This window comes from Sphingobium sp. TKS, from assembly GCF_001563265.1.
GTDB lineage: Bacteria > Pseudomonadota > Alphaproteobacteria > Sphingomonadales > Sphingomonadaceae > Sphingobium.
The window spans coordinates 523,167-542,596 of the sequence record NZ_CP005083.1 but is presented as its reverse complement, the minus strand read 5'-3'; the positions used below and the strand labels follow the sequence as shown (position 1 = coordinate 542,596).

The following is a 19,430-nucleotide window of genomic DNA, read 5'->3' as shown; positions in this document are numbered from 1 at the left end:
GGGTCAGCCCTGGATGAAGGCGAGAATGTCGGCATTCAGCACGTCGGCGTTCACTGTCAGCATGCCGTGCGAATAGCCTTCATAGATTTTGAGCGTGGCGTTCGGCAGGATCTCGGCCTGAAGGACACCGGCGTTCTGGTATGGAACCACCTGGTCGTCATCGCCGTGCAGGACCAGCGTCGGCACCATGATTGCCTTCAGATCGTCGGTTTGGTCGGTTTCAGAGAAGGCCTTGATGCCTTCATAATGGGCGAGCGCGGAGCCCATCATCCCTTGACGCCACCAGTTGTCGATGACTGCCGGCTTCACGTTCGCGCCCTCGCGGTTGAAGCCGTAGAACGGCCCTGCTGCGACGTCGCGGAAGAACTGCGCGCGGTTAGCGGCGAGGCCGGCGCGCAGACCGTCGAACACGTCCATGGGCAGGCCACCCGGATAGCGCTCGGTCTTGAGCATGATCGGCGGCACGGCGCTGACTAGCACAGCCTTGGCGACGCGGCCCTGCGGGATACCGAAACGGGCGACATAGGCTGCGACTTCGCCGCCGCCGGTTGAATGGCCGATATGAATGGCGCCCCGCAGGTCGAGATGCTCTGCGACCGCGGCGGCGTCAGCGGCATAATGATCCATGTCGTGACCGGCGTCGACCTGAGCCGAGCGGCCGTGGCCACGGCGGTCATGGGCGACCACGCGATATCCCTTCGAGAGGAAGAACAGCATCTGTGCGTCCCAGTCGTCTGACGAGAGCGGCCACCCATGGTGGAACATGATCGGCTGGGCGTCCTTGCTGCCCCAGTCCTTGTAGAAGATTTGCGTGCCATCGGCGGTGGTGACGAAGCGGGTCATGGCGGGATCCTGGATGCGGGATTTTGGGAAGGAACGGCGTCCGGGCGCGGAAAGGGAAGCACCCGGACGCCGAAGGGTTGAGAGCTTAGTGGGCGCCCTCGGAAGCGTTGAACATGGTCTTGGCGTAGGTGATGCCCAGGCCATAGGCGCCGCCCCACTTCTTCGCGAAACCGGTCGTCATGTCGTAGGTCTCCGTGCGCGCCCAGTCTCGCTGCAACTCGAGGAGATACTGGAGCGAGGTCATCGGCTTCGCACCCAGTTGGATCATGCGCTCGACGGCACGCTCATGGGCTTCTTGGGAGATGTCGCCGCAGGCGTCAGAGATGAAGTAAACGTCGAAGCCCTGGTCGATCGCCGAGGCGACGGGACCGACGATGCAGACCGAGGTCCAGAGCCCTGCGAAAATGATGCGTTCCTTGCCGATGCGGTTCACTTCGTCGATGACCGCTGAGTCTTCCCAGGTATTCATCGACGTGCGGTCAAGCAGCCGTTGGTTCGGGAAGGCGTCGGTGATCTCGCTGAACATCGGGCCGGAGAAGCTGTCGACGGCGACCGTGGTCAGGATGGTGGAGACGTTGAAGCCGGCGGCGGCGTTGGCGACCAGCGCGGCGTTGTTGCGCAGAAGCTCGGTCGAGATCGACTTGGTGGCGAAGGCCATCTGCGACTGGAAGTCGATCATGATGAGAGTGTGGTCGGTCGGCGAGATCAGGGATTTGCCGGGGGTGGGGGTCGCTTTGACGGTCATTTCGGGTCTCCAATCGAAATTCGTTCACTCGGTTCGTTCCGGTGTGATTGGAGGTCTAGCGGGGTCTCTTACTGCTGCGCAGTCTGATAAAACATGCCCTATTATTCGATTAAATAGAACAGTGCGGCGGGGTCGCGGTTAAGGGCCACTTTCGCGGGACTGTCAGGAATTTCGTGTGCGACGAGGCATAATGGGGAACAAGGAGACCCGGTATGTCACGACGCAAAGAACCCTCGATACCGAACGACATTCTCGATCAGCTGCTTGCCGGCACTGACGCGGCCGCGGCGCTCAGCCAGGGCGGCCTGCTCGATACATTGAAGAAGGCATTTGCCGAACGGGCGCTCAATGTGGAGATGGATCACCATCTTGGCCAGGAGGAGCAAGGGAACAACAGCCGGAACGGCTATGGCCGCAAGACGGTGACGACCGACGGGGGACGGATCGAGATCGAGGTGCCGCGTGATCGGGCCGGCAGTTTCGATCCGCAGCTGATCGCCAAGTACCAGCGACGCTTCCCTGGCTTTGATGACAAGATCATCTCGATGTACGCGCGTGGCATGAGTACCCGGGAGATCACCGGGCATCTGCGCGATCTGTACGGGATCGACGCCTCGCCCGATCTGATCAGCACGATCACCGACGCGGTGCTGGAAGAGGTTGCAGCCTGGCAGCAACGCCCGCTGGACCCAGCCTATCCGCTGGTTTTCTTCGATGCGATCCGGGTCAAGATCCGCGACGAAGGCATGGTCCGCAACAAGGCGATCCATATTGCCCTGGGCGTCATGGCCGACGGCACCAAGGTGGTCCTGGGGCTATGGCTGGAACAGAATGAAGGCGCCAAGTTCTGGCTGCGCGTCATGAACGAACTACGCAACCGCGGCGTCGAGGATATCATGCTGGCCGTCGTTGACGGTCTGAAGGGCTTCCCCGACGCCATCACCGCCGTCTTCCCCGAAGCGATGGTCCAGACCTGCATCGTCCATCTGCTGCGCAACTCGATGGATTTCGTGGCGTGGAAAGACCGTAAGGCGCTCGGAACGGCCCTGAAGGCCATCTACCGTGCTGTCGATGCCGCGGCCGCCGAGGAAGCGCTGACGGCCTTCGAAGCGAGCTTCTGGGGGCAGCGCTATCCTGCCATCGGCCAGAGCTGGCGTCGGGCATGGCCCGAGGTCATCCCATTTTTCGCCTTCCCCGACGAAGTCAGGCGGATCGTCTACACCACCAATGCCATCGAGGCCTTGAACTCCAAGCTTCGTCGCGCTGTTCGTGCGCGGGGCCATTTCCCCAATGATGAGGCGGCCACCAAGCTGCTCTATCTGATCTTGAACCGATCGGAGAAAGAGTGGAAAATGCCGCCGCGCGAGTGGAACATGGCGAAGGCGCAATTTGCCGTTCTCTTCGGCGAACGCTTCATCAGGGCCATGACGGCCTGATGGTCAACCGCCTCGCCGCACACGAAATTCCTGACAGCCCCACTTTCGCGGATCGGCGACTGGACGATCGCCCCGGCAGATCACAACATTCCAGATTCATCTTGATGCGCTGAAATGGCACGCCATCGCACCACCATCCTAACATAGCGCGCACTCGTGCGATTTATATTGCAACGGCCGCTTCTGTCGACTGCAGACATCCGCAGGGTCGCCGAAAAACGATGTATCTTGGTCGGAACCGGACATAATGGCTCGAAGGATTGGGGGGTCGCGGCCTCTTACCGCCACCACCTGGCGAGTCCCAGACCTGCGAGATAGGCTCCGGCGTCCTGACCATTTACCGAGACACGCGCGAGAGTGCGGATTTCAGAAATCAGCCTCGAAGACGTAAACGGCAGTTCTGTCGGCGTTTTAATCGCCTACATCGGCCAACCAAGCTGGCATGTCCCGCTTGGCATGAAGCACGCGCCAGACATCCACATGGGTCTCCAATTCAAGGTAGAAAGCAAGCCAAGGAAATCCTTTCAGCCCTATGGTCCTCAACCCGGGTAAGTTCAGCTCATGAGACCATCGCGGAGATCCTGCCGCCGGCATTTCCCCCATAAAGATATAGGCCTGTTCAAGCGCATCAATGAAACTGAAAGCCACATCCGCGCCAGCTTCGGCCGCGTAATGCTCGACCGCAAGGTCGACATCCGCCCGCGCTTTGGCGCGCGGTATGACCGGTTTTCCAGTCACGACCTCGTGCGTTGCGTCACACGGTCACGAAGGCCTTGGAAATATCCGGCGTCGGCTGGCGCTGTGGCTGCAGAACTGGCGCCGTCCAGGAGCATTTCGCGAAGGCGCTGAATGTCCTGATCCTTGCGGATTAATTCCCGCACATACTCGCTGCTCGTGCCGTAACCACGCACGTTAACCTGCTGATCCACAAACGCCTTGAGCGCATCCGGAAGCGAGATGTTCATCGTCGACATGGACTGTGATATAACGGGTTTGGCAAAATTTGGCAAGATGTCACGGGGGGCAAATCGCCGTACACGGCACCGTTCCGATATCCTCCGATCGGCCAATTCTGGCCATCGGAGAACTATCATGGGACATTCGGACCTCGACCCCGCCATACACGATCGGCGCCCTTGGAATGCAGGGCAGAATATAGGGCCGAAGCGCCCACTCAAGCCGAGAGATATCTGGGCAAGGCCCACGTCCTGCTCTGCATGCTGGCCTATTATGTCGAGCACCACATGCTCGAAAAGCTCGCCCCCATGCTCTACCGCGAAACCGACCCCGTGGCCGCCCAGGCTCTGTGCCAGGACGTCGTCACAAAGGCCCAGCGATTCCCGGCCGCCAAGCAGAAGGAAGCCACCCACAAGACCACCAGCGGCCTCCCCGTCCACAGCTTCCAGGGCCTCATGGCGCATCTCGCAACCTACTGTCGACTGACCGCCACCACACCGCTCAACGACAAGTATCAGTTCACCCTCTACACGAAACCCACACCGCCTAGCCGGGACCGGCCGACGCCATCGCTGCCCAAGCGATGTCCACTGGCGATCCGTCAGGGCGCGCGTCAGTGATCGTTGCCCGGCAGGGAGTGCGCCGTTGTGGCGCGAGAAGAAAGGAGTGTTCTACCGGACGAAACTTACTGGCACAGTTTCTACCCGACCGACTTACCGGTGCCGGTGATGAACCGGCTGAGATTCCGAAAGGGAAACGGGACCATAGCATGTCGGTGAAAGGATCGAAGCCTGACTCCGCAGTCGGGCGGCTGACCTCCGGGTAAGGTGCGCATGGTGAAGACTGGATTGTCTGAATCCCAGGTTCCAGCGGTTAATAGGTAAGCGATGGCGAACGCGGATGACACGCCATTTCGTGCAGGGCGAGGAGCACGGCCCAGTGAATCGCCGCCAGTCTGCACGGCGCAGCCCCGGTCAGGGGATCAAGGAAACGAACGGGACACCTAAATGCATCGCGACTCCTCCTCGTGCAACTACGGGATCGCCTAAACAGGCCAGCGTATCGGACCTGCATGGCGACGGAGCCGTCATAGTACTCAAATGCCCGGTGTAATGACCGGGACAGCCACCGCGAGGTGGACGGACCGGCGGTATAAGCGGCGAGTGATCGCCCGTGAAATCCGCCCAGTGCGGGGGAAGGACGGCAGTTCTGCGTAACTCGACCAATCGATGGAAAGGAACTGCTGATGCAGACCGCTATTATCCTGAGAAGGCTCGAAACTCTTCCGGCCCTGTCGCGGGCGGGAAAGCGGGTCAATGGTCTTCACCGTCTGTTGAGATCGTCGCATCTCTACGAACGGGCCTATGTCAAAGTGTCCCGGAACCGGGGTGCCGCGACACCGGGCGTTGACGGGCAAAGCTTCGACGGCATGACGCTAGAGAGGTTAGCCAATCTCGCCCGGCAGGTGGCCGATGGCACTTACCGCCCCCGACCGGTCAGACGGGTCTATATCCCCAAGGGCAATGGCAAAATGCGCCCATTGGGCATCCCTACGGTCGATGATCGCATTGTTCAGGAAGCGGCTCGGATCGTCCTCGCGCAAATCTATGATCCTGTGTTCTCAAAACATAGCCATGGGTTCCGCACGGGGCGCTCCTGCCATACGGCGCTCGAAGAGAGCCGTAATACCTGGACAGGTATGAAATGGCTGATTGAGGTGGATGTTCGCGGGTTCTTCGACAACATCGACCATGACATCCTGCTCAGGCTTCTCTCGAAACGCATCGATGATCCTCGGTTCATCGGTCTGATCGAAAGGATGCTGAAGGCGGGCGTCATGGACGACTGGACGTTCGAGCGGACCTATAGCGGCACCCCGCAGGGCGGCGTAATCTCGCCCTTGCTGGCCAACATATATCTCCATGAGCTTGATGAGTTCATGGAGGAAATGCGGGTCGGCTTCGATCAGGGAAAAACGCGCAGGGCAAATCCTGCCTATACGCGTCTATCTCGCCAGATCGCCGATTATCGTGCCGAGATCGATGCGCTCCGCGCCGGTGGCGCGGACGATGCCGAGGTCCGTAACCTGTTGAAACGGATCAAGGCAGTCACGAAGGAAAGGCAGGCATGTTCGTCTGTCGATCCGATGGACCCGGACTTCCGGCGCCTGCGCTATTGTCGCTACGCCGACGACTTCCTCGTCGGTGTAATCGGCAGCAAGGCTGATGCAAAAAGGATCAGGGCTGAAATCGAAGCGTTCCTTCATGATCGGCTCAACCTTGAGGTGTCACCGGAAAAGACGCGGGTCAGTGATGCATCGAAGGGATCGCCGTTCCTTGGCTTCCACGTTTGCGCCTTCACGTTGCGGTCTGCCGGATCAATGGCAGGGCGGTCGAAGGTCGGTGGCGGATCACGTCGTGTCCGTCGCCGGCCAACGCGGGGCAATATCAAGCTGTGGGTGCCGAGGTCGCGGGTCTATGGGTTTTGCAGGCGCAAGAAACTCGGCAACCTCGACCTGAGGAATGGCCGGGTACGTCCGCAGTTCCTCGACTCCAGTGTCGCGGAAATGGTCATTGCCTACAACTCGGAGCTACGTGGCCTCGCCAATTATTATGCGATCGCCGATGGCGTGAAAAGCTCGCTCGACGGCCTTGAACTCGTCATGTTCAGGAGCCTGCTGGCGACCATCGCGGCGCGGCAGCGCATAACGCGGGCGCGGGCCATGGCAAATCTGAAATTGGGGACGGACTATGGCGTGAAAACCATGGTTCGGGGTGAACTGAGGGTCCAGATGCTCTGGCGGTTGAAGCACCTGAACGTTCGGCCTTGGCAACAGTCGGTCGTGGATAACACCACGGTCGGCTCACGCCTTGCGCTGAGCACGAACGATATCATCACGCGCCTCAGCGCTCGCGAATGCGAGAGCTGCGGCGATGTCGATGGTCCGTTTGAAGCGCATCATCCCAACAGACTGAAGGACAAGCGGCGCGGCCCGATGACGGCGTGGAAACAATCGGCTCGGCGGCGCGGGACTATCGTCCTGTGTCGCTCATGCCATGTCCACCTCCACGGCGGCCGGTTGACTAGCGGAATGGAGAGCCGTGTGCATTGAAAGGTGCAAGCACGGTTCGGGGGGAGGCGCTGGAACGTCCTCGAAAGAGGCGTTCCGCGCCGACCCTACCGAGACAAGCGAAGTGAAGGCTCGGTGGAGCGAAGCGGAATAGAGCGCGGCCCAGCACGGGGGACGCCCTCGGCACGGCAATTTCCCGAACGGGAATATTCCGTTACCCGCCCCCGGATAGGGCAACATATGCAGTTACAGATATTTCATTTAATGCACTTATTGCGTTTACGGCGGCAAATCACTATGTAGCTATCATCCACCCCGAGCCCAAATGGAGACTGACATGAGCGAGCAAGCGCTTTCCGAGCGGCCGCCTACGGACGATGAGGTCCGCGCGGCCTCCGAAGCCGCACGTCTTCTGGCCAAGGCTCTGACCCCCGACGGCCTCCCTTTCAGCGTGCAGAAGAATGGCGACCAGGTCCAGGTCGAGCTGCCCGCGCCACTGGGACAGCTCATGCTCGACGTGCTGACCCATGTCGGTCGCGGCGAGATGATCACGCTCGTCCCCTATGGGGCGGAACTCACCACGAAGGAGGCCGCCGATCTGCTGAACGTGTCTCGCCCCTTCCTAGTGAAGCTGCTCGACGAAGGGGTGATCGGCCATCACAAGGTCGGCTCCCACCGCAGGATAAGGGCGAGCGAACTGCTGGCCTACAAGGCCAGAAGGGACGAAGAGCGACGCAGCGCGCTGAGCGAGCTGCAGCGTCTCGGCCAGGAGTTTGACGCCGATTGAGCGACATAGCCGACAGATTTGTCGTCGTTCTCGACGCCAACGTCCTTTACCCCTTCCGGGTCAGGGATGCCCTGCTTCGCTTCGCCGAAGCAGGGCTGTTCCGCGCGCGCTGGTCCCCGACCATCATGGACGAGTGGACGCGCAATCTGCTCGACAGGCGGCCGGACATGGAGCCCAGCATTCAATCCCAGGTCGCTGCGATGGAACGCGCCTTTCCTGAAAGCTGCGTCAGCGGCGCGGAAGGGCTCATCCCGGCGCTCAGCTTGCCCGACCCCGATGATCGCCATGTGCTGGCCACGGCCATCCGGACGGACGCCGAGCATATCGTCACTGAAAATCTGAAGGATTTCCCGGACGAAGCACTCGCCCCGTTCGGCATCACCGCCGTGACGCCCGACGATTTCCTGAGCAGCACGTTCGAGCTTTATCCGGGGGACGCGCTGTCCACCCTGCGAACCATGCGGCAAGACTATAGAAACCCACCATTTTCTCCCGGCGAGTTCATCTTCGAACTCCAGCGCAAAGGCCTGCCCAAATTGGCCTCCATGCTGAAGGAGCATATCGATCTCCTGTGATGCCAGGCATTGCGGGTTCAAATGGTACGGCTGAACAAGCCAAGCGAGAGGACGACCTTCCGGTCTAGAAATTCGCCCGATAGGCCGTCGGCTGCAGCCCGACATGGTCGGTCAACGGCGGCTCCAGCTCGAAAGCCTTGGCCGACCCCGCAAAATCATAGATGCGCAGCAGCCTGAAGGCCTCGGGACGCTCCTGCGAGAATGAGAGCTCATTGCTCGACAGATAGAAGGGCGTCCGGGCATGCCCAAGCGTGGTCTTGACCTCCAGCAGCCGTTCGCTGCCATCGAACCCATAGGAACGGATATTCACGACATTCCGAACCCTGCCAGAGGCAACTGGTCCTGTTTGCCGAGAGCGAGCAGTCGCCACTGGCCGCCATCGGCCAAGCGGCGCTATCATGCCGCGCTGATAGTGGCGCAGGAGGAGGGGAGCGTCGATCCCTTGCCCTGCGCGATCATGGAGGCAGGCGACGATGCGGCGGCGCTGGAGGCTTCGCTGATCGAGAATATCGCCCGGCTCGATCCTGACGAGGTGACGCGCTGGGAGACCTTTACCCGGCTGGTGAAGGAAGGCCGGTCACCCGAGAATATTTCGCTGACTTTCGGACTCACTGAGTTGCAGGTGAAGCGGACGCTGGTCCTCTTCAGACCGGGAAACATGCTGTTTGCCAACGCCTCGCCAGGGCGCTCTTTTTGCGCATCACCATGGGGCAAAATCTACCACGCCCGTCTACCACCCGTCTACCACGGAGGCTGAATCCACCCATATCCATTGCTGTTTGAAACTTATCTTGCTGATAGCAATTTCAGTGTCTTATAGATCATTCTTGACATCAGTAGACAAGAATGGACGCTAACTGAAGGCCTTGATCAGGTTGTTCAAGATGGCTTCCGCCGTTGCAGGGCTGGTCGGTTGCACGCGGTCGATTACGTGATTGGAGAGTAGGAAGTCGTTCAGCAGGGGCATTGACAATTTGTCCAAAGAGCCCGCGCCAATGCAATGGCACTTCTTGCTCATCATCATCCCGTTGCAGCATTAGTGTCGCTCTGCTCAATCGATCTTTTGACCATTTGAAGCAAAATCATGAGGGCCAGCAAGGCATTGGTCCAGTGGAGATACGGGATAGGCGTTGACGCTGAGCAAGAGGGTTGATTCAAGGCTGTCTTTTGGAGGCAGATTTGAGCCGGGGCGATCTCACCGAAGCGGGATGGCGCATTCTCAAAGGACTGCTGCCGATGGAGCCTGAGAACCGTGGCCGAGGAAGGCCGCCCGAGCAGAACCGCTCAATCATCAACGGCGTACTCTAGCGGCTCCGGTGCGGTGCTCCGTGGCGCGATGTGCCGCCCAAATACGGCAGTTGGAACACCATCTATCGGCGGTTCCGGCGATGGAGCGAAGCGAGGGTCTGGGAGACAGTGGCGGTGACGCTCGCCGAGATCATGGCGGACAGCGGCCACTACAGCATCGACAGCACCACCGTTCGCGCCCACGTTTCGGCAGCGGGCGGGAAAGGGGGACTCATCGACGCGCTCTTGGCCGCTCGCGGGGCGGGTTTACCAGTAAGCTTCACTGCCTGGCTGATGCCCTCGGAGGGCCGCTCCTCAAAGTTATATCCCGACGCGATGATATAGCGGGTTAGAACAAGGGGATGGGATCGGCCGTAAGATCGACCAAACCTACCTCGCGGCGATGGTAAGGCGCGATATTCTCCCGTATTTTCTCGCTGCCATATCGGCCACCCCCGGAGCTACGCGGGCCACGAAACCGCTAGCACCAAATGACAGCCCCGAAACCTCACCACTATGTTCCGCAGTTCCATCTGGAGACGGTTCGTGGACGAGAAGGATCGTCTCTGGGTGTGGAATAAGCGGGCCGACCGCGTGTTCGCGAAAGCGCCAAGGCGCATTGCAGTTTCTGCGCACGCGTGACACGCGCGAAATCCCTTCAGCCTTGCTCCAGCTGGATCAATATAATGATGCCTGTTTCAGTTTCTTGGTGACCAGATTAAAAACCTATATTGCCGTTTCCGCAGTAAAACCGATCGCCGCCGCCGATTCCTCCCAGCCGTTCATGTCACCGAGAAGTTCGTTGATTCTGCTCCGCGCCATGGAATAGGCATCGCTTCCCAGCAACAGATTGAGTGGCAGTTTCTCGGCATCCAGCGCCGCCAGAACAATCGTCGCGGCGAGATGGGGATTGCCGGGCTGCTTGCCATGCGCATTGGCCAGAGCCCGTCGCGCGATATGGGCGGTCTGGTCGTAATCCTCGATCATCACCTGCGATGCACCCAGCGACGCGCCATTGAAATTGGTCCGCAATCCGCCGGGCTGGACGTTCATCACCCGGATGCCCATGCTGGCCACTTCCTGCGCCAGCGTCTGGCCCAGCCCCTCCATCGCGAATTTGCTGGCGCAATATATGCCCGTGCCTGACCAGGGCTTGAACCCCGAAATGGATGTGACATTGACGAGTGTGCCGCTGCGCCGCTGCCGCATCTGGGGCAGGACGGACTGGATCATGGCGATCTGAGCGAAGAAGTTCAGTTCGAAGACCGACCGTATCTCGGCATCGCTGGCCTCCTCCACCGCGGCGGTGAAACCCCGGCCGGCATTATTGACCAGAATGTCAATATCGCCCAGCCGGTCCATCGCCTGCCGCACCAGCGCCTGGGGCGTGCCGGGAACCGTCAGGTCTCCGATCACGGCGACGATGCCCGGAATGTCCCGTTCCAGCGCTGCGGCCTGCTGCGCGCTGCGCACCGTGCCGACGACGCCGTCGCCCCGCGCGGCGGCCAGCCGCGCGATTTCCTGCCCCAGCCCGCTGCTGGCACCTGTGACGATCCAGTTCTTCTTCATGTCATACTCCAGCAAACGGTCAGGGGGAAGGGAAGGACGGCGGCCGTCAGGGTACCAGCACGAGCGACCCGGTGGTCTTGCGGGTTTCCAGATCGATATGCGCCTGGACCACATCCTCCAGACTGTAGGTCAGGTGATTGCCCAGCTTGAACACGCCGGCACGGATCGCGGCGACGACGTCGGCGGCGCGTGCCTGATATTCGTCCACATCGTCATTATAGGTGCCGCCGCTGAACTTGGTCAGGTATAGCCCTTCATGCTGCAATTCGATGGGGTCGATGGGATCGACCAGCCCGGATGCCTGGCCGAAGGACACCATGGTGCCATAGCGGCGGATGGCGCGCAGCGAATCCACGAACACGGCAATACCGACCCCGTCGAAGCAAACGTCCACGCCCTTGCCGTTAGTGATTTCCAGCGTGCGGGCGACAAAATCCTCCTGCGTGTGGACGATGGCATGGGCGCAACCATTGGACAGCGCCAGTTCCGCCTTTTCCGGCGCGCTGACCGTGCCGATCACCGACGCGCCCAGATGGCTGGCCCATTGCGACAGGATCGTGCCGATCCCACCCGCCGCCGCGTGGAGCAATATCCAGTCGCCGGCCTTGACGGGATAGCATTGGCGGATGATCCCTTGCACGGTGATTGCGCGATATAACAGGGCGGCCGCATCGATGTCGCGAATGTCGTCGGGCAGGATGAAGCAGCGTTCAGCCGGAAACAGGCGTACCTCGGCATAGGCGCCGATGGTCAGGGAGGCGGAGGCATAGGCTATGCGGTCACCGACCTTGAACTGGTCCACGCCTTCCCCCACCGCCTCGACAAAGCCCACCCCTTCCAGTCCCGGCGTGAAGGGGATGGGCAGCTTTGCCATCGAATGCTTGGGCGCGGTGCCGCGGCGATAATGTACGTCCGCAAAATTGACGCCGATGGCGGTCTGGCGGATGCGGACTTCGCCCGGCCCCGGCATGCCAGGGTCGAGGTCCACGATCTTCATGGCGTCGGCGGCACCGAGTTCTTCGACGATGACGGTTCTGGGCATGCTGTGTTCTCCGATCAGATTGGGTTGGAAATGACGGGCAGCGGCATGCTGTCCGGGAGGATGGCGCGAAAGCCGACGGTCACGGCCGCGCCGACGCAGGGCGCACCGGCATCGTCGGGATTTTCCACATGGACCATCAGTCGCAGCCCGGCATCCAGCGCGACCAGTGCAATGCCGTAGGGGATGAGGTGTGCGAAGGATTGCTGGAAGGCACGACGATAGACGATCAGGCTTTCCACCCGACCCGCTGGATCGCATTGGCGCCAATCCACCGCGCCACCAGTAAAGGGGCTGATCGGGCTGGGCGGCCAGAAGGCCCGGCCGCTGTCATGGCAATGCGGCAGGACCAGTTGTCCCCTCTCCGCCCCTTCCCAGAAAGCTTCGTTCAGCCGGTTGCGAACGGGCGTGACCGTTTCCGTCATCCTCAGACCCTTTCGAACGCGATGGCATCACCGCCTATGCTGCACCACAGACCCCGGCGCGCGCCATCGACCTGCCGGCCATGCGCCTCGCCGCGCAACTGCCGTACTATCTCTGCCACCTGACCCCAGCCGTTGAGCTGTGCATGGCTGAGTTGGCCGCCCGCCGTATTGACCGGCCGTTCTCCGCCCAGTTCGATCCGGCCGCCCTGTATCCAGTCCAGCCCTTCGCCCGGCCCGCAAAAGCCGAACTCCTCCAGGGCGTAGAGCGCCAGCGGCGCGAAGCTGTCATAGACCCCGACCAGATCGAAGCCTTCCGGCCCGCTGCCCGCCATGGCGTGCACAGGCTGGCTGCGCGTCTCCGTGAGAGGGCGGCGGCGGTGCGATTGCTGCGCCATGCCAAGGCCTTCGGGCGCGAAGACGAAGCTTTCCCGACTGGCCCGCACGCCCTGCATCCCGGTCAGCAGCACTGGTCGCGCGAGGCTGCTTGCCAGCCGCGCCGCGCTCAGCACCACGCAGACTGCCCCATCCCCCACCAGCGAGCAGTCAAGCAGGCGCAACGGATCGATGATGGGCCGGCTGGCCAGATAATCGTCCAGCGTCATGGGCGCACGCATCACCGCGTCGGGCGTCAGCGCTGCATGGCGGCGAAAAGCCATGGGAATGGCGGCCAGCAGTTCGCGATCCTTGCCATAGCGGCGGCAATAGAGGTCGAACGCCATCGCCGCGCCCGCCACGGGGGACGCCATGCCGATATGGCCTTCCTCGCCATGGGGGCCGCCATTTTCCCGGAACTGTTCGTAGAAGAAGGGATTGCCTGCTTCCCCGATGCGGCCGATATCGCTGTTCTTCATCGCCAATATGCAGGCGACCCGCGTAGCCAGTCCCGATTCTATCGCCATGGCGGCATGGGTCAGCACCGTCGCGGTGAAGCGGCCATGCGGCCAGGTCTGGCTGGCATAGCGCAGGTCAAGGCCGAATGTCTGGGCCAGCGTGTCGTAATCCGCGCCGCGCGGACTGCCGATCTGCACGCACAGGCCATCGATGGCGCTCTTTTCCAGGCCCGCATCGACCAAAGCCTGCTCCAGCGCGGCACCGGCCATCTGCAACACCGATCGGTCCGGATCGCGCTCCAGGCTGGACGTGCCGACACCGATCACCGCCGTCTTGCCCGCCAGGGTCATGACGCCAGCATCTCCGCCGCTTCCTGCTTCAGCCGCGCCTTGGCGATCTTGCCGGTGGCAAGGCGCGGCAATTGCGCCTCGCTACGCAGGAAGACATGATGCGGCACCTTGAACGCAGCGGCTCGTTCCTTGACGAAGGCCTTCAACGCCGCCTCGTCAACGGGGCGCAAGGGATCGACGAAGGCGACGATCAGCTGGCCGCGCACCGGATCGTCCAGACCGACCACATGGGCATCGCGCACATCGGGATGGGTGGTCAGCAACTGCTCCACCTCCACCGGCGACACGTTGATGCCGCCCGACTTGATGACTTCCTTGAGCCGCGAGTGGAAACGCAGCCGTCCCTCCCCGTCCAGTGTCCCCAAATCGCCCGTGTCGAAGAAGCCGTCCGGGCGCAGCGCCTTGCCCGTCTCCTCCGGATTGTCGAGATAGCCGGACGTCACATTGCCGCGCACCAGAATGAGGCCCAGCTCACCCGCCGCCAGCGGCGCGCCGCTTTCGGGGTCCACGATCCGGATCTCCTGCCCCGGCAAGGCGGCGCCGTCGGTCGCCATCTTGACCTCCAGCGGATCGTCGAAGCGGCCGACCGCCGCATTGCCGTAGGTTTCGGTCAGGCCATAAGCGGGCACCGCCTGCTCTATGCCCATTTCCACCAGCGTCAGCCGCTTATATTCCGCGCCCAGCCCGGCATTGCCCTTTTTCAGCGTCGCGATGCGCGCGCGGGTGAAGGCGGGATGGTCGATGATCGCGCGGCTCATATTGCCGGTGCCGTAATAGACGGTCGCGCCCGTCCGCTCGATGATGTCGATGGCGGCCCCCGCCTCGAAAGCACCCTGAAGGACCAGCGTGGCCCCGGCGGTGAAGGTCGCGGGCAGCGCGTTGGTCGCCCCCAGCGCGTAGAAGAGCGGCGTACCCAGCCATGTGCGGTCCTGCGGCCCGATCGCCCGGCGCTGGCCGAGTTCGAACCCGTTTTCCACCACGCCGCGATGGTTGAGCAGGACGCCCTTCGGCTCGGCCGTGCTGCCGGAGGTGTAGAGCACATAGGCCGGGCTGTCCGGATCGACGGCCTCCGGGTCCAGCATCACGCCCGCCGCCTTCGCGGCCCTGCCCCGGTCGACGAAGGCGTCATGACGCTCGTACCCCGGCACGGCATCGCCCAGAAAGACCAGCTTGCGTAGGGAAGGCGCCGATCCCTCCCGGTCGATCTCTGTCAGCATCGCCGCGAAATCGGCGTTGAGGAAGCGGCTGGCGGCGACCACCAGGCTGAGGCCGCAATGGCGGATGGTCCAGGCCAGTTCGCCCGCCTTGTACCATGTGTTGAGCGGCGCCAGCGTTGCTCCGACGGCTGCGGCAGCCAGCGCCATGGCGACCCATTCCGGCTCATTGCCGATCAGGATGCCGATGCGGTCGCCCGCCCGGATGCCCGACGCATCCAGCGCCAGCGCGCGCAGTTCGACCATATCCCGCAACGCGCCGTAGCCGATGACCTCTTCGCCATAAAGGATGGCGGGGTGCGCGGGATTTGCCGTCGCCTTTTCGGCAACGACGGTGGCCAGTGTCTTCCCCTTGGGAGGAGCGATCATTGTGTTTTCCTTGTCCCGCCGCGGCGGGGACGACCCGCCAGATCGTCGGCAATGTTCCAATAAGTTTCCATCCCGGCGATCTCCGCCAGTTCGCGGCGCATGCGCAGCAGCAGTTCGTCCTCCTGTGCGATCCGGCCATCGCTCGCCGCCCGCGACCAGAGGTCGCCCACCGCCTGCGCAATCGCGGCGATGCTGTTGAAGGGGTAGAGCGACAGCGCGAAACCCGCCTGCGCCAGATCATCGCGCGACGGGACGGGCGGCACGACGCCGCCGATCCAGACCTGCGGCACGTCCGGCATGGCCCGGCGAACCTCCGCCAGCCGGTCGGGCGTCAGGTCCAGGATCATCAGCGCGTCGGCACCCGCCTCCATATAAAGGCGCCCGCGTGCCATGGCTTCCTCCAGGCTCGCCCCTTCGCGCAACGTGTCGGTGCGCGCGATCAGCGTCAGCGCGGGGTCGCGCCGCGCCGACGCCGCCACGCGCAGCCGGTCGGCCATCAGCTCCGGCGCGACAATGCCGCCCTCTCCCCGGTGATAGCCAGGATTCTTGGGATAGGGCTGGTCATCAATATGGATGGCCGCGACGCCCGCCTGTTCCAGTTCGACGATGGTGCGATGGACATGCGGCACGTCGCCAAAGCCCGCCCCGGCATCGACGACCAGTGGCCGGCTCGAGGTCCGCCCGATGGCGGCCGCGTGCATCGCCGTTTCGGTCAGCGTGACCAGCGGCTGCCCCTTGGCAAGGCTCAGCCCCAGTGCATTGCCGCCCAGATAGAGCGCTTCGCCGAAACCGGACCGGTCGATCAGCCTGGCCGTGAACGCGTCGCAGGCGCCCGGCGCGAACACCGGCCCCTGCGCCATCAAGGTGCGCAATCGGGCGGGTGCGCTCATCATGCCACGACCGCCCCCGCCATGGCGAGCTGGACATCGAACCGGCCGACATAGCCGCCCGCGCCATCCTGCTCCAGGCCGACCGTCAGTTCCTCCGTCACGGCTCCCTCGACATAGTCGCTGTCCAGGAATCTACTGGTCGACATGAAGATCTGCGTGGTCAGCAGAACCTGCCCTTCGACCGACGCCTTCAAGTGGATATGCGCGGCCCGCGTATTGTGCCGGCCCATGGCGCGGAACAGTTCGCCAATGGGATCGTGGTCATGTTCGGAATAATCATTGGGCAGCACCGTGTGCAGCGCGTAACGGCCCTGCGCATCCGTGCGCAGCCGGCCACGCAGATGATCTCCCTTCCGGTCGTACAGGCCGTTGGAATCGGCCTGCCAGAAATCCAGTTCCGCGTTCGCCACCGGCTGCCCCGTGTCGTCGCAAGTGACGCGTCCGGTCAACAGCAGGGGCGGCATGCCTTCCGGCGAGGGGCCATCGAACAGCCTGCCCTCGGCGCGATCGGGATGGCGGGCATGATAGGGACCCTCCAGGCAGGGCCGCGTGCCGCGATCGGCCCCGCCCGTCGCCTCTACCGAGGTCATGCCCAGCGCGACGTCGAACAGGCTGCGGCACATACCGCTCTGACCCAGCCGATTGAAAAAATCGCCCGCGGCATGCAGTTCATCCTGGGTCACCTGCAATTCACGCACGACCTCCTTCATCTTCTCGACGCTCAGCGCCCAGATGGCTTCCAGCCTTTGCCGGCCCCTTGGCTGATCCATTGTCTCTCTCCTCTCAGAATGTGATGACGGCCCGTCCGGTCAATGCGCCGGACTCCGCCAGCCGATGCGCCCGCGCGATGTCCTCCAGCGGAAATGTACAGGCGACGGGCGGGGTCAGGTCGCCGCGCGCGACAAGGGCGGCGGCATCCTCCAGCTGCACGCGGCTAACGCTGCCCACGCCCAGCAATTGTGCGCGCTTGAAGAATATCCGGGCAGGATTGATGCTGATCTCCTCGCCGAAAAGCTGGCCGACAAAGGCATATCGGCCATGGACCGCGAGCGCCGCGAAGCCCGCCTCGAACACGCGACTGCCGACCGTGTCGATGACGACATCCACGGCCCGCTCCGCGGCATGAAGCGCCTTGCCGAAATTGTCGCTGCCGTCCCAGACGACCACTTCGTCCGCGCCGGCCTGTTCCAGCATCTCACGCGCCTCCGCCTTGCGCGTAACGGCAACGACAGTCGCGCCGGCAAGCGCGGCGATCCGCACCGCCGCCAGACCCACCCCACCGGTCGCGCCCGTCACCAGCACCCGTTCCCCGATGGCGACGCGGGCGACGTCGCGCACGGCATTGAGCGCCACGCCCACGGTCGGCCCCAGCATGCACGCCTGTTCGAATGACAGGCTGTCGGGAATGGGCACCAGCGCATCCTGGTCGATGGCCGCCAGTTCGGCATAGCCGCCCCGCACCGCCCTGCGCTCGCGGCAGCTGGTTTCCCGGCCGGTGCGGCACAGCCGACACCGGCCGCAGGATGCAAAGGCCTTGGTACAGACCCGGTCGCCGACCTTCAGGCCGGAGACATCGGCGCCGGCCTCGACCACCGTACCGGCGATTTCATAGCCCAATATGACGGGGAAGTGCATGTCGCGCCGATAGGTGCCGTTGCGCTCCACAATATCGTGGAAGGCGACGCCGCAGGCGCCGATTTTCACCAGCGCCTGCCCGGCCGCCGGGACGGGCGCCGGAACATCCTCGATGCGCAGAACATCGGGCGATCCTGTCATGTGAAGCACGGCTGCGCGCATGGTCTGACCTGTCAGGTACAAAGAGGGAGAGGTGGCGAGTCACCGCTTCCTAACCTGCGCGGCGGGGATGATAAGCCGCCTCGAGCGGGTCGACCGCCTCCGTCCATTTATTCAGGCACAAGGGTCCAAGAACCGATCCGTTAAGCCCTAAACAGGCGATGGGATATGCGTCTATTCAGATGGTCCGCGCAGCACAGCGTCATAGGAGACCCCATGTCCGTCCGTTCGTTACGCATCGATCCATTCCTGCTGGCCATGCTGGCGACCGTAAGCGCCGCCACGCTGTTGCCCGTGCGGGGCGAAGCGGCAGAATGGGCAGATATCGTCACTGACGCCGGGATCGCCCTGCTCTTCTTCCTCCATGGCGCGAAACTTTCCACCGCCGCGATCAAGAGCGGCATCGGCGCGATCCGCACCCATATGCTGGTATTCCTGTCGACCTTTGCCATCTTCCCGCTGCTGGGCGTGGCCATCGGCCATATGGGAACGGGCTGGTTCACGCCGCCGATCGTCGTCGGCTTCATCTTCCTGGCACTGGTGCCATCCACCGTACAATCGTCGGTGGCCTTCACCTCCATCGCGGGAGGGAACGTCCCGGCAGCGATATGCAGCGCGTCCATCTCCAACCTGGCAGGGATCGTGCTGACGCCGCTGCTGGCGGCTTGGCTGCTCTCGATGCCGGGGGCGGGGGCCGCCATCTCCGCCGACGCGGTGGGCAAGATCGCGCTCCAGCTTCTGCTGCCCTTTATCCTCGGCCATCTGGCCCGGCCGGTTCTGGGCGCGTTCGTCGACCGCCACCGCTCGCTTGTCGGCCGGACCGACCGCAGTACCATCCTGCTGGTCGTCTACACCGCCTTCAGCGCCGCCATTGTCGAGGGACTGTGGCAGAAGATCGGCCTGTCGGACCTGGTCGCCATATTGATCGTCGATGCCCTGTTGCTGGCCGTCATGCTGGGGGCGACACTGGCCATGGCGCGGCTGGCGGGGCTGCCGCGCGAGATGGAGATCGTGCTGCTGTTCGCGGGGTCGAAGAAAAGCCTGGCGTCGGGCGTGCCGATTGCGGGCGCGATCTTCCCCACCGCGCTGGTCGGCCCTGCCGTGCTGCCGCTGATGATCTTCCATCAGATACAATTGATGGTGTGTTCGACATTGGCGGCTCGCTATGCTGCCGGAATCGCCAATGCGCGCGCCGTAACGGCCGGGGTCTGATGACAGTCGGGGCCATGACCAGCGGAGCGGCGGAGAA

The 19,430-nt window shown here is 62.9% G+C and carries 19 protein-coding genes and 2 pseudogenes; 8 read left to right on the top strand and 13 right to left on the bottom strand.

Going from position 1 to position 19,430, the window contains the following annotated elements:
• Positions 1-3 precede the first annotated feature (3 nt).
• Both K426_RS02785 and K426_RS02780 read right to left on the bottom strand, forming a co-directional pair.
• Positions 4-843: an alpha/beta fold hydrolase gene (locus K426_RS02785; RefSeq protein WP_066553455.1), complete on the bottom strand. Its 840-nt coding sequence runs from the start codon at positions 841-843 to the stop codon at positions 4-6.
• 85 nt (positions 844-928) lie between these two features.
• A complete protein-coding gene (locus K426_RS02780) occupies positions 929-1,588 on the bottom strand; it encodes an isochorismatase family protein (protein WP_066553450.1) in 660 nt (219 codons plus the stop codon).
• A gap of 212 nt (positions 1,589-1,800) precedes the next feature.
• On the opposite strand from K426_RS02780, the gene K426_RS02775 reads away from it, so the two are divergent.
• On the top strand, positions 1,801-3,024 hold the full coding sequence (locus K426_RS02775) for an IS256 family transposase (protein WP_066553447.1): 1,224 nt from the start codon (positions 1,801-1,803) through the stop codon (positions 3,022-3,024).
• A gap of 411 nt (positions 3,025-3,435) precedes the next feature.
• On the opposite strand, the gene K426_RS02770 is transcribed toward K426_RS02775, so the two are convergent.
• Together K426_RS02770 and K426_RS02765 are read right to left on the bottom strand one after the other, a co-directional pair.
• A complete protein-coding gene (locus K426_RS02770; RefSeq protein ID WP_066553445.1) occupies positions 3,436-3,762 on the bottom strand; it encodes a type II toxin-antitoxin system RelE/ParE family toxin in 327 nt (108 codons plus the stop codon).
• Positions 3,759-3,998 (bottom strand): ribbon-helix-helix domain-containing protein, encoded by a 240-nt coding sequence (locus K426_RS02765; protein ID WP_066553442.1) that lies wholly within the window; start codon positions 3,996-3,998, stop codon positions 3,759-3,761. Before K426_RS02765 ends, K426_RS02770 begins: the two co-directional genes overlap by 4 nt.
• A gap of 162 nt (positions 3,999-4,160) precedes the next feature.
• Here K426_RS02765 and K426_RS31775 point away from each other — a divergent pair, with 162 nt between their 5' ends.
• The 4 genes from K426_RS31775 (at position 4,161) to K426_RS02745 (ending at position 8,413) form a co-directional block, all read left to right on the top strand.
• Positions 4,161-4,601, top strand: coding sequence for a hypothetical protein (locus K426_RS31775; protein ID WP_066553439.1), 441 nt, complete (start codon positions 4,161-4,163; stop codon positions 4,599-4,601).
• A gap of 626 nt (positions 4,602-5,227) precedes the next feature.
• Positions 5,228-7,093 (top strand): group II intron reverse transcriptase/maturase, encoded by a 1,866-nt coding sequence (gene ltrA / locus K426_RS02755; RefSeq protein ID WP_066553431.1) that lies wholly within the window; start codon positions 5,228-5,230, stop codon positions 7,091-7,093.
• A 295-nt stretch (positions 7,094-7,388) separates the two neighbouring features.
• On the top strand, positions 7,389-7,838 hold the full coding sequence (locus tag K426_RS32370) for a helix-turn-helix domain-containing protein (protein ID WP_082748744.1): 450 nt from the start codon (positions 7,389-7,391) through the stop codon (positions 7,836-7,838).
• Positions 7,835-8,413, top strand: coding sequence for a PIN domain-containing protein (locus tag K426_RS02745; protein WP_066553427.1), 579 nt, complete (start codon positions 7,835-7,837; stop codon positions 8,411-8,413). Before K426_RS32370 ends, K426_RS02745 begins: the two co-directional genes overlap by 4 nt.
• A gap of 64 nt (positions 8,414-8,477) precedes the next feature.
• Here the strand turns inward: K426_RS02745 and K426_RS02740 are convergent, their stop codons facing one another.
• A complete protein-coding gene (locus K426_RS02740; RefSeq protein WP_066553425.1) occupies positions 8,478-8,723 on the bottom strand; it encodes a DUF3883 domain-containing protein in 246 nt (81 codons plus the stop codon).
• Positions 8,724-8,792: 69 nt separating this feature from the next.
• Between K426_RS02740 and K426_RS02735 the strand changes: the two are divergent.
• Positions 8,793-9,077, top strand: a pseudogene (locus K426_RS02735) (chromosome partitioning protein ParB); the annotation flags it as partial.
• Between the two features lie 656 nt (positions 9,078-9,733).
• Positions 9,734-10,045, top strand: a pseudogene (locus K426_RS31145) (transposase); the annotation flags it as partial.
• Positions 10,046-10,426: 381 nt separating this feature from the next.
• Here the strand turns inward: K426_RS31145 and K426_RS02725 are convergent.
• The 8 genes from K426_RS02725 to K426_RS02690 are packed head-to-tail and all read right to left on the bottom strand — an operon-like array spanning position 10,427 to position 18,184.
• A complete protein-coding gene (locus K426_RS02725) occupies positions 10,427-11,269 on the bottom strand; it encodes an SDR family NAD(P)-dependent oxidoreductase (RefSeq protein ID WP_066553420.1) in 843 nt (280 codons plus the stop codon).
• Between the two features lie 46 nt (positions 11,270-11,315).
• Positions 11,316-12,311 (bottom strand): quinone oxidoreductase family protein, encoded by a 996-nt coding sequence (locus K426_RS02720; protein ID WP_066553418.1) that lies wholly within the window; start codon positions 12,309-12,311, stop codon positions 11,316-11,318.
• Between the two features lie 14 nt (positions 12,312-12,325).
• Positions 12,326-12,733, bottom strand: coding sequence for a Zn-ribbon domain-containing OB-fold protein (locus tag K426_RS02715; protein ID WP_066553416.1), 408 nt, complete (start codon positions 12,731-12,733; stop codon positions 12,326-12,328).
• Between the two features lie 2 nt (positions 12,734-12,735).
• Complete coding sequence (locus K426_RS02710) at positions 12,736-13,914, bottom strand: thiolase family protein (protein ID WP_066553414.1); 1,179 nt, start codon at positions 13,912-13,914, stop codon at positions 12,736-12,738.
• A complete protein-coding gene (locus tag K426_RS02705; protein ID WP_066553411.1) occupies positions 13,911-15,497 on the bottom strand; it encodes a class I adenylate-forming enzyme family protein in 1,587 nt (528 codons plus the stop codon). The genes K426_RS02710 and K426_RS02705 overlap by 4 nt, the downstream gene beginning before the upstream one ends.
• A complete protein-coding gene (locus K426_RS02700) occupies positions 15,494-16,390 on the bottom strand; it encodes an isocitrate lyase/PEP mutase family protein (RefSeq protein WP_082748374.1) in 897 nt (298 codons plus the stop codon). The genes K426_RS02705 and K426_RS02700 overlap by 4 nt, the downstream gene beginning before the upstream one ends.
• Positions 16,387-17,157, bottom strand: a complete 771-nt coding sequence (locus K426_RS02695) for a dioxygenase family protein (protein ID WP_066553407.1) — start codon at positions 17,155-17,157, stop codon at positions 16,387-16,389. The genes K426_RS02700 and K426_RS02695 overlap by 4 nt, the downstream gene beginning before the upstream one ends.
• 13 nt (positions 17,158-17,170) lie before the next feature.
• Positions 17,171-18,184, bottom strand: a complete 1,014-nt coding sequence (locus tag K426_RS02690) for a quinone oxidoreductase family protein (RefSeq protein WP_066553404.1) — start codon at positions 18,182-18,184, stop codon at positions 17,171-17,173.
• Positions 18,185-18,397: 213 nt separating this feature from the next.
• On the opposite strand from K426_RS02690, the gene K426_RS02685 reads away from it, so the two are divergent.
• The gene (locus K426_RS02685; RefSeq protein WP_066553401.1) at positions 18,398-19,393 is read left to right on the top strand and encodes a bile acid:sodium symporter family protein; all 996 of its coding nucleotides are present in this window, start codon (positions 18,398-18,400) and stop codon (positions 19,391-19,393) included.
• Positions 19,394-19,430 lie beyond the last annotated feature (37 nt).